This window comes from Rhizobacter sp. P3_C12 (assembly GCF_056402735.1).
On sequence record NZ_JBFUGW010000252.1, the window covers coordinates 1 to 9,012 of the forward strand.

The window sequence follows — 9,012 nt, forward strand, 5'->3', positions numbered from 1 at the left end:
CCACCACGTCGTCGAGCTCGCCTTCCATCACCGACTGCAGCTTGTAGAGCGTCAGGTTGATGCGGTGGTCGGTCAGCCGGCCCTGCGGAAAGTTGTAGGTGCGGATGCGGTCGCTGCGGTCACCGCTGCCGATCAGCCCCTTGCGCGTGGCCGCCTCCTTGGCGGCGCGCTCGCTGCGGTCCTTCTCGCGCAGCCGCGCCGCCAGCACGGCCAGCGCCTTCGCCTTGTTGCGGTGCTGCGAGCGGTCGTCCTGGCATTCTGCGACCAGCCCGGTCGGCAGGTGGGTGATGCGGATCGCGCTGTCGGTCTTGTTGACGTGCTGGCCGCCGGCGCCGCTCGCGCGGAAGGTGTCGATGCGCAGGTCGGCCGGGTTCAGCTGGATCTCCTCGGCCTCGTCGGGCTCCGGCATCGCCGCGACGGTGCAGGCGCTGGTGTGGATGCGCCCCTGCGTCTCGGTCTGCGGAACGCGCTGCACGCGGTGCCCGCCCGATTCGAACTTCAGCCGCGCGTACACGTCGTCGCCGTCGACGCGCAGCACCACTTCCTTGTAGCCGCCGAGATCGGACATGCTCTCCGACATCAGCTCGGTGCGCCAGCCGCAGCGCTCCGCATAGCGGGTGTACATGCGCAGCAGGTCGGCGGCGAACAGCGCCGATTCGTCGCCGCCGGTGCCGGCGCGGATCTCGAGGAAGGCATTGCGGCCGTCGTCCGGATCGCGCGGCAGCAGCGCGGTCTGCAGCTCGCCTTGCAGGCGTTCGAGGTCGGCCTCGGCGGCGGCGATCTCCTCGCGCGCCATCTCGGCGAGGTCCGCGTCGGCCAGCATCTCGCGCGCGGCCAGCAGGTCGCGCTCGCGCTGCTGGTAGCGGCGAAAGCGCTGCACCACGCCGTCGACCTCGGCGTGCTCGCGCGTCAGGCCGCGGAAGCGGTTCATGTCGCTGACCACCGAGGGGTCGGCGAGCGTCGCGTCGAGTTCGCTCAGCCGCAACGCGAGGCGTTCGAACTGCTGGCGGAGGGTGTCTTTCATCGGGGCTCCGGAAAAGGTTCGCGGAGCTGGCGCGCGGCCGAAGCCGCAACAGGGTGCGCCCGCCCCGCCGTTCATGCGGCGGACGACGGGGCGTCGCTAGTGGTGGCCGTCGCCCGGCTTGCGGGGGGCACCGCGCAGGAACAGGCGGGACACCGTCTGCGCGAGCGCGGCGCGTTGTTCGCCGTCGGCGGCATGCAGTTCAGCCAGCGTGCCGTGCAGCATCTTCTGGGTCAGGCCGCGGGTCAGCGCATCGAGCACCACATCGAGGTCCTCGCCCTTCGCGAGCATCTTGCGGGCGCGCGCGATCTCGGCGGCGCGCCAGTCGTCGGCCTGCGCATTCAGCGCCTGGATCAGCGGCACGGTGCCGCGCTGGTCGAGCCAGTGCACGAAGCTCTGCACGCCGCTCTCGATGATGACTTCGGCCTGCTGGACCGCGGCCTGGCGCTTCTCGCCGGCGGTCTGCACCAGTGCCGACAGGTCGTCGACGGTGTAGAGGTAGACGTCGTTCAGCCGCGAGACCTCGGGTTCGATGTCGCGCGGCACGGCCAGGTCGACCATGAACATCGGCCGGTGCTTGCGCGCCTTCAGCGCGCGCTCGACGGCGCCCAGGCCGATGATCGGCAGCGAACTGGCGGTGCACGAGATGACGGCGTCGAATTCGCCGAGCCGGGCCGGCAGGTCGGACAGGCGGATCGCCTCGGCGCCGAAGCGGCTGGCCAGCTTCTCGCCGCGATCGAGTGTGCGGTTGGCCACGGCCATCGCGCGCGGCGCGCGGGCCGCGAAGTGCGTGGCGACCAACTCGATCATCTCGCCGGCGCCGACGAACAGCACCTTGGTCTCGCGCAGGTCCTCGAACAGCTGCGACGCCAGGCGCACCGCGGCGGCGGCCATGCTGATCGAGTGCGAGCCGATCTCGGTGGAGGTGCGCACGTCTTTCGCGACCGCGAACGAGCGCTGGAACATCTGGTGCAGCGTGGTGCCCAGCGTGCCGGCGGTGCTGGCCTCGCGCACCGCCTGCTTCATCTGGCCGAGGATCTGCGGCTCGCCCAGCACCATCGAATCGAGGCCGCTCGCGACGCGGAAGGCATGGCGCGCTGCGGCACCGCCCTCCAGCACGTAGGCGTGGTCCATGAAGTGGTGGCTCGCCACGCCCCCCACGCCGGCCAGCCAGTCGATGGCCGGGCGCACCAGCGCCGGCTCGGCCGCGCAGTACAGCTCGGTGCGGTTGCAGGTGGACAGGATCGCCGCCTCGGGGCTGCCGCTCGGGCGCGCAACCCGCTCGCGGAAGCCCTGCAGGGTCGGCGCCAACTGCTCGAGCGTGAACGCAAAACGGCCCCGCAAATCCAGCGGAGCCGTCGTGTGGTTCAGGCCGAGGGCGAAGACACTCATGGGCAGATTATAAAATTTGCAACGCCGTCGGGCGTTTGCCGATTCTCAAGACCGTCATAGGCGCTGACGATTCGTCACAATAACGCGGTTTATCGGCAACTTCCGGGCCAGCTTTCGCGAGAACCAGTCGATGGGACCTTTGGACGCACTGTGGCACCTGTTGAATTTCCTCGGACCCGCCTTCGGTGTCACCGCGCTGGCGTCGGCATTGACCAAGCTGCTGTGGCGGCGTGAGCTGGCGAACGTCCGCTGGGCGCGGCTGTGGCTGTGGTCGGCGGGCGTGGCCAGCGTGGTGACCATCGTCGGCCTGGCCTGGCTGGGCCGAGACGGCAAGATGGCCACCTATGGCGCGATGGTCGTCGGCTGTGCGCTCACCCTCTGGTGGGCCGGCTTCGGCCCTGGCCGCCGCTAAGCCACCACCTCTTCCTCCAGCGTCACCACCTCGCCGCGCAGCGAATGCGGGTAGGCCAGCGTGATGTTCACGTCGATCATCTGCCCGACCAGCCGTGCCGGCCCGGCGAAGTTGACGATGCGGTTGCACTCGGTGCGGCCCATCAGCTCGTTCGCATCCTTGCGCGACGGGCCCTCGACCAGGATGCGCTGAACCGTGCCGACGCGCGACTGCCCGATGCGGCGCTGGTTGTCCTCGATCACCGCCTGCAGGTGCTGCAGCCGCGCGAGCTTGGTGGCGTGCGGCGTGTCGTCGGCGAGCGCCGCGGCCGGCGTGCCGGGGCGCGGGCTGTAGATGAAGCTGAAGCTCGAATCGAAGCCGACGTCGTCGATCAGCTTCATCATCCTCGTGAAGTCGTCCTCGGTCTCGCCGGGGAAGCCGACGATGAAGTCGCTCGACAGGCTGATGTCCGGCCGCACCGCGCGCAGCTTGCGGATCGTGCTCTTGTACTCGAGCACCGTGTAGCCGCGCTTCATCGCCATCAGGATGCGGTCGCTGCCGTGCTGCACCGGCAGGTGCAGGTGGTTGACGAGCTGCGGCACGCGGCCGTACACCTCCACGAGCCGGCTCGTGAACTCGTTCGGGTGGCTGGTGGTGTAGCGGATGCGCTGGATGCCGGGGATCGCGGCGACGTACTCGATCAGCAGCGCGAAATCGGCGATCTCGGCGGTATCGCCCATCGCGCCGCGGTAGGCGTTGACGTTCTGGCCCAGCAGCGTCACTTCCTTGACGCCCTGGTCGGCCAGGCCCGCCACCTCGACCAGCACGTCGTCGAACGGCCGCGAGACCTCTTCGCCGCGGGTGTACGGCACGACGCAGTAGCTGCAGTATTTCGAGCAGCCTTCCATGATCGAGACGAAGGCCGTCGCGCCCTCGACGCGCGCCGGCGGCAGGTGGTCGAACTTCTCGATCTCGGGGAAGCTGATGTCGACCTGCTGGCGCTGCTGCCGCTGGCGCTGCTTCAGCAGCTCGGGCAGGCGGTGCAGCGTCTGCGGGCCGAACACCACGTCGACGTACGGCGCGCGCTCGATGATGGCCGCGCCTTCCTGGCTCGCGACGCAGCCGCCGACGCCGATCATCACGCCCTTGGCCTTCAGGTGCTTGACGCGGCCGAGGTCGCTGAACACCTTCTCCTGCGCCTTCTCGCGCACCGAGCAGGTGTTGAACAGGATCAGGTCGGCCTGCTCCGGATCCTGCGTGGGTTCGTAGCCTTCGGCCGCGTGCATGACGTCGGACATCTTGTCCGAGTCGTACTCGTTCATCTGGCAGCCGAAGGTCTTGATGTAGACCTTCTTGGTGCGTTGTTCCATGGCGACCTCGTCAGGGCTTGGTCCAGACCTGGGCCGCTGCATCGAAGCTCCAGGCCTGCGTCTGCTCGACCGTGGTCGGCCACGGCACGACCTTGATCTCGTCGTCGCGCAGGATCCACACGTCCTTGATCAGCCCGGTGAACTCGGTGGTGTAGTGCACGACCAGCTTGTTGCCGACCAGCGGGCCGGTCAGCACCAGCAGGTTGTTCTGGCCGCGGATGCGCACGCCCGGGGCGAGCTGCGCCGGCTTGCCGTTCAGCGTGACCAGCGGCGGGCTGTCGAAGGCGATCACGCCGCGCAGGGCGTTCTGCGGGAACGGGCGCTGCGCCTGGGCGGCGGCGGGCAGGGCGGTGCAGGCGAAGGCGAGGGCTGCGGTCGCAGCGATCACACAGCGGTACATGGTGTTGATCCAGTGGCTGTCGGTCAGACGGAACGGGGATTCTAGGCCCCACACTCGGGGCCATGATCGAACCGCTGCTGCTGACCTCCGCCCGCGTCTCCACCTTCGACGGCACCCTCCCGCTGACCGGCGCGAGCGGCTTCTTCTTCGAGCGCGACGGGCGGCTCTTCCTCGTCACCAGTCGCCACGTGCTGATCGACGCGCCGAGCAAGCACTACCCGAGTCGCATCGAGATCGAGCTGCACACCGATGCCGTCAACCTGACCCGCTCGATCGGGCTGTCGATGCTGCTGTACCGCGACGGCAAGAGCGTGTGGCGCCAGGGGCGCGACGCCGGCGGCGAGATCGACGTCGCGGTGCTCGAGATCGAGCGCTCGGCGCTGCCGGCCGGCGTGGCGATGGTGCCGTTCACGCCCGACCACCTGCAGCATTCGCTCGACGAGGTGGAGGTCGGCAGCTCGCTGCTGGTGGTGGGCTTCCCGCTCGGCTTCCACGACGTGGTGCACCACCTGCCGGTGGTGCGGCAGGCGGCGATCGCGTCGTCGTTCGGCGTGCGCTTCCAGGGCCAGGGCTACTTCCTGACCGATGCGCGCACGCACCGCGGCACCAGCGGCGCACCGGTCGTGATGCGTCATCCGCAAGGCGGCGCGCTGCCGTGGAAGCTGCTCGGGATCCACTCGTCGCGCATGGACATGGGCGGGCGCGACCTCGAACACGACGAATCGCTGGGCCTGAACTGCGCCTGGTACGCCGACATCCTGATGACGCTGACCGACGACGAGGCGGCCGTCGCCCCGTGACGCTCGCGGCGGTGGCGAGCCCGCGGCGGGCAAATCTCCTTGAAATCGTCACAGGTATGTCGGATCGCGGTGGTACTGTCGGAGGGTTCGCCGTTCAAAGTCGTTCCCGAAAGGCCTCATGAGCATGACCCGTTCCGCGCCTCGCCGACCCTCGACCGATGCGCCCGCCGTCTTCAAGGCGCCCCCCGCGACCCCCGCGGCTCTCAAACGACAGGCGCTGCGCAATGCCTTGCTCGGCACGGTGGAACTGCTGCAGCACCGGCAGGCGGAACAGATCAATGCGAAGCTGATCGACGAGTACGTGGCACTCGACTGGTTCGAGTGGCGCGGCGGCTCGCTGCAGATCACGCTGACGGGCCAGAACATCTGCAAGCAGATCCGCAGCGGCCTCGTCTGAGGGGGTGATGCCCGGTGCGTTCGCATAGCCCAGCAGGGCTTTGCGAGCGGATCGCTGCYGGCCTGCGCGTAAAATCCACTCCGTAGGCATGCATAAGACCGTCTTTCAGCAAGTCCTCATCCCTGTCCCCGGGCCAGTTCCGGGGATGCCGGTTGACAGTCCCATCGTTGATTTTCTTGGCGTCTCTGCACTGCGCGGCATGTGCTGCGCATGACTCGAAAGGAATCGACATGACGACTCAAACTCAAACCGGCACCGTGAAGTGGTTCGACGAAGGCAAGGGCTTCGGCTTCATCACGCCGGACGGCGGCGGCAAGGACCTGTTCGCCCACTTCAGCCAGATCCAGGGCGGCGGCTTCAAGAGCCTGGCTGAAAGCCAGCGCGTTCAATTCGAGGTGACGCAGGGCCAGAAGGGCCCGCAAGCCTCGAACATCGTCCCGGCCTGACCGGAACGCAGGGGCCCGGCACTCGCTGGGTCTCTCAAGAAAACCGCGGCCTCGGTCGCGGTTTTTTCATTGGAGGGCGCGACATGAAGAACCTGCAGGAAGCCACCGAGCGCATCTGTGACCTGAAGGGCTCGCTGGTCGCGATGGACGCGCTGATGGCGGCGCTGATCCGCGTGCTGCCCGCCGAGCAGCGTGCCGAGTTGCGCACGGCCTTCGAGGACAACGCCGAGGTCGCGCGAACCGTGATGCTGCACGCGTCGATCTCGGAACTCTCGATCGCCGCGTTCGAGCGCGACGTGGAGCGCACCACCACGCTGATCGGGTCGTAGGCGCGCTCTGGCCCTCTCAGGCCTTCAGGTCGTGCTCGCGCAGCATCACCGGCTCCAGCGAGCCGGCGGCGAAGCGGCGGCGCACCGCGGCATCGATGTCGGCCCGGTGGGCGGTGTAGGTGGCCACCGCGTCGGCGCCGTCCAGGGATGCCCGGTAGCGGTAGTGCAGCGCCCGCATGCTGATGCTCGCCCCGATCGACGCGCCGTCGTCGAGCAGCACCCAGAAGCGCACGTCGCCCGAGGCGTCGTGGAGAAAAGGTGTGGGGGTCATGGCATCGCGCCCCGGGCGGGCGGGGCAGGGCAAAGGAGTCTGATCGTATACCCCTCGGCTTGGTTGACACGCCGTGGCAGTCTTGAACCAGGACGGTCGGCGATGTGACGGATTTCGTGCCGGGTGACGCGCCAGGTCGCTTGCCATGCCCGGTGCGGCATCGGCAGCTCCCATGGTCCGCAACTTGCCATTGCTTGCCTGTCGCCGCCCCGTGCGGCCTTCCGAAAGGCACCCGATGTCAGTACCCGAGTCGTCGACCGCAGAAGTGGCCAAGCTGCTGCACCGCCTGTGGATGCGCGTGAGCCGCGGCGACAGCGAGTTCGGCGACGACATGCAGGACACGGTGGTCGACCCTGACCGCGACCTGGCCTTCGCCGACACCGAGGTCGAGGACCGCTTCCGCTTCGGTCCGAGCTACGGCCTGAACTGACGGACCTGACGCAGCGCGCTCAGGACCAGCCCGCGTCGACGACGAAGCTCTGCGCGGTGCACATCTTCGAATCGTCGGCGGCGAGGAACAGCGCCATCGTCGCGATGTCTTCCGACTGAAGCCGCCCCGGCAGGCACTGGTTCGCGTCGAGATCGCGCTCGGACTCCGGCGTGACCCACATCCGCAGCTGCTTGTCCGTCATCACCCAGCCCGGCACCAGCGCATTGACGCGGATGTTGCGCTTGCCCAGGTCCTTCGCGAGCGAGCGCGTCAGCCCATGGATGGCCGCCTTGGTGGTCGCGTAGGCCGGGTAGCCTGCGCCCTTGATCATCCAGCTGATCGAGCCGAGGTTGATGATCGAGCCGCCGCCCAGGCCGGCCATGTCGTCGACCACCGCCTGCGCCGCGAAGAACTGGTGGCGCAGGTTGACGTTCATGCACTGGTCCCAGAACTCCGGTGTCACTTCCTCGACCCGGTGGCGCTGGTCGTTGGCGGCGTTGTTGACCAGCGCGCCGATCGCACCGAACGCGCTGCGCGTCTGCGCGATGGCCGCCTGCAGCGCCGCGACGTCGGTCACGTCGCAGGGAATGAACAGCGGCTTCGGCGCGCCGTGCGGGTTGGGCCGGGCGGCGATGCCCGCCAGCAGCGCGTCGGCCGCCTCGCGGTTGCGGCCGACGAAGCCGACCTTCGCGCCCTGCGCATGGAAGTGCTCGACGAAGGCGGTGCCGATGCCGGTGGTGCCGCCGCTGATGAAGACGGTGCGGCCTTCGAGGCTCGGGTAGTGGGCAAAACGGGTCATGGGAATGTTCCTCGGGTTCAATCGACCAGCCCGCGCGCCAGCGCCAGCCGGTGCAGGCCGCGCGCGGTCAGCGCCTCGGCGTGGGCGATCGCCTGCAAGCCGCGCGCCGCCAGCGCGCGCTCGTAGCGGCGGGTCAGCGCGGCGCTGCCGATCAGGTGGACGGTGCCGGTGGCCGGCGCGAGCCCGTTCAGTTCGTGGCCGACCAGCAGGCCCGACAGGTACGACGGTGCCGCCGCGCCGCTCAGCTCGCCGAACAGGCCGAGCGTGCGCACGCTGAAGAGCTGGTTCGGCAGGCCGCCGCTGCCGCGGCTGGTCTCGAGCCCGCGCGCGAAGGCGGCCTCGTCGTCGCCGGCGTCCTTGTCCATCAGCGCGCCGAGCAGGCTGTGCTGCGTCAGCAGTGCATAGAGCTCGCCGGTCATCGCGGTGTGCAGGCGCGTGATGCGGCCCTGCTCGACGGTGATCCACTTGCTGTGCGTGCCGGGCAGGCACAGCGTGTGCGGGCCGCTGCCCTGCAGCGCGTCGAGCAGGCCCAGCACCTGGGTCTCCTCGCCGCGCATCACCTCCGGCGTGCCGGTGTCGTCGTGCAAGCCGGCAGGCCGGTCGCTCATGCCGGGCGCGATGAACAGCTGGCGGCCCGGCAGTGCTGGCGCCTCGAACGCGAGCATGCCGGCGGCGATCGCGTCGGCCCCGGCCGGGCAGGCGACGTAGGGCACCTCGCGCCAGCCGTTGCGGCTGCCGATCATGCCGGCCATCACGATGTGCGGATCGCTCCAGCCGTCGATCTGCTCGGCCAGCACCGCCTCGAAGCGGCCCTGGCAGGCGAGCAGCGCGGCCGGCGTGCTGCGCTGCGCCAGCACGCTGCCGGCGGCATCGAGGCGGTAGGCGCGCAGGCTGCTCGTGCCCCAGTCGACGGCGATCATCGGGCGGCCTGCAGCGCGGCGACGAACGCGCGCGCCATCTCGCTGG

General features: G+C 69.2%; 13 protein-coding genes. 6 read left to right on the plus strand and 7 right to left on the minus strand.

From position 1 onward, the window contains the following. Together prfA and hemA are read right to left on the minus strand one after the other, a co-directional pair. Positions 1 to 1,024: peptide chain release factor 1 (gene prfA, locus AC1DXV_RS27125; protein ID WP_477936482.1), on the minus strand; the 1,024-nt coding region annotated here is incomplete at its 3' end. A gap of 96 nt (positions 1,025 to 1,120) precedes the next feature. Then, positions 1,121 to 2,413: a glutamyl-tRNA reductase gene (gene hemA, locus AC1DXV_RS27130; protein WP_477866066.1), complete on the minus strand. Its 1,293-nt coding sequence runs from the start codon at positions 2,411 to 2,413 to the stop codon at positions 1,121 to 1,123. Positions 2,414 to 2,543: 130 nt separating this feature from the next. On the opposite strand from hemA, the gene AC1DXV_RS27135 reads away from it, so the two are divergent. Next, positions 2,544 to 2,825 (plus strand): hypothetical protein, encoded by a 282-nt coding sequence (locus AC1DXV_RS27135; protein WP_047500164.1) that lies wholly within the window; start codon positions 2,544 to 2,546, stop codon positions 2,823 to 2,825. On the opposite strand, the gene miaB is transcribed toward AC1DXV_RS27135, so the two are convergent. After that, the gene (gene miaB, locus AC1DXV_RS27140) at positions 2,822 to 4,174 is read right to left on the minus strand and encodes a tRNA (N6-isopentenyl adenosine(37)-C2)-methylthiotransferase MiaB (RefSeq protein WP_477866067.1); all 1,353 of its coding nucleotides are present in this window, start codon (positions 4,172 to 4,174) and stop codon (positions 2,822 to 2,824) included. The genes AC1DXV_RS27135 and miaB overlap by 4 nt on opposite strands. Positions 4,175 to 4,184: 10 nt before the next feature. After that, the gene (locus tag AC1DXV_RS27145; RefSeq protein ID WP_477866068.1) at positions 4,185 to 4,574 is read right to left on the minus strand and encodes a hypothetical protein; all 390 of its coding nucleotides are present in this window, start codon (positions 4,572 to 4,574) and stop codon (positions 4,185 to 4,187) included. 62 nt (positions 4,575 to 4,636) lie between these two features. On the opposite strand from AC1DXV_RS27145, the gene AC1DXV_RS27150 reads away from it, so the two are divergent. The 4 genes from AC1DXV_RS27150 (at position 4,637) to AC1DXV_RS27165 (ending at position 6,546) form a co-directional block, all read left to right on the plus strand. Beyond that, positions 4,637 to 5,374, plus strand: a complete 738-nt coding sequence (locus AC1DXV_RS27150) for a trypsin-like peptidase domain-containing protein (RefSeq protein WP_477866069.1) — start codon at positions 4,637 to 4,639, stop codon at positions 5,372 to 5,374. A 124-nt stretch (positions 5,375 to 5,498) separates the two neighbouring features. After that, positions 5,499 to 5,771 carry a hypothetical protein gene (locus AC1DXV_RS27155; protein ID WP_047501001.1) on the plus strand — a complete coding sequence of 91 codons (273 nt, stop codon included), beginning with the start codon at positions 5,499 to 5,501 and terminating at the stop codon, positions 5,769 to 5,771. Between the two features lie 230 nt (positions 5,772 to 6,001). Further along, positions 6,002 to 6,217 (plus strand): cold-shock protein, encoded by a 216-nt coding sequence (locus tag AC1DXV_RS27160; RefSeq protein WP_047500174.1) that lies wholly within the window; start codon positions 6,002 to 6,004, stop codon positions 6,215 to 6,217. Between the two features lie 83 nt (positions 6,218 to 6,300). Continuing rightward, positions 6,301 to 6,546, plus strand: a complete 246-nt coding sequence (locus AC1DXV_RS27165; RefSeq protein WP_477874064.1) for a hypothetical protein — start codon at positions 6,301 to 6,303, stop codon at positions 6,544 to 6,546. 16 nt (positions 6,547 to 6,562) lie between these two features. Here the strand turns inward: AC1DXV_RS27165 and AC1DXV_RS27170 are convergent, their stop codons facing one another. Further along, entirely contained in the window at positions 6,563 to 6,817 is a 255-nt protein-coding gene (locus AC1DXV_RS27170) for a DUF1488 family protein (protein WP_477843326.1), read from the minus strand. A gap of 235 nt (positions 6,818 to 7,052) precedes the next feature. Between AC1DXV_RS27170 and AC1DXV_RS27175 the strand changes: the two genes are divergently transcribed. Continuing rightward, positions 7,053 to 7,247, plus strand: a complete 195-nt coding sequence (locus AC1DXV_RS27175) for a hypothetical protein (protein WP_477874062.1) — start codon at positions 7,053 to 7,055, stop codon at positions 7,245 to 7,247. A gap of 19 nt (positions 7,248 to 7,266) precedes the next feature. Here the strand turns inward: AC1DXV_RS27175 and AC1DXV_RS27180 are convergent, their stop codons facing one another. Both AC1DXV_RS27180 and AC1DXV_RS27185 read right to left on the minus strand, forming a co-directional pair. Next, the gene (locus AC1DXV_RS27180; protein WP_477936484.1) at positions 7,267 to 8,046 is read right to left on the minus strand and encodes an SDR family NAD(P)-dependent oxidoreductase; all 780 of its coding nucleotides are present in this window, start codon (positions 8,044 to 8,046) and stop codon (positions 7,267 to 7,269) included. A gap of 17 nt (positions 8,047 to 8,063) precedes the next feature. Next, on the minus strand, positions 8,064 to 9,012 hold a 949-nt coding region (locus AC1DXV_RS27185; protein ID WP_477936486.1), incomplete at its 5' end, for a 2-dehydro-3-deoxygalactonokinase.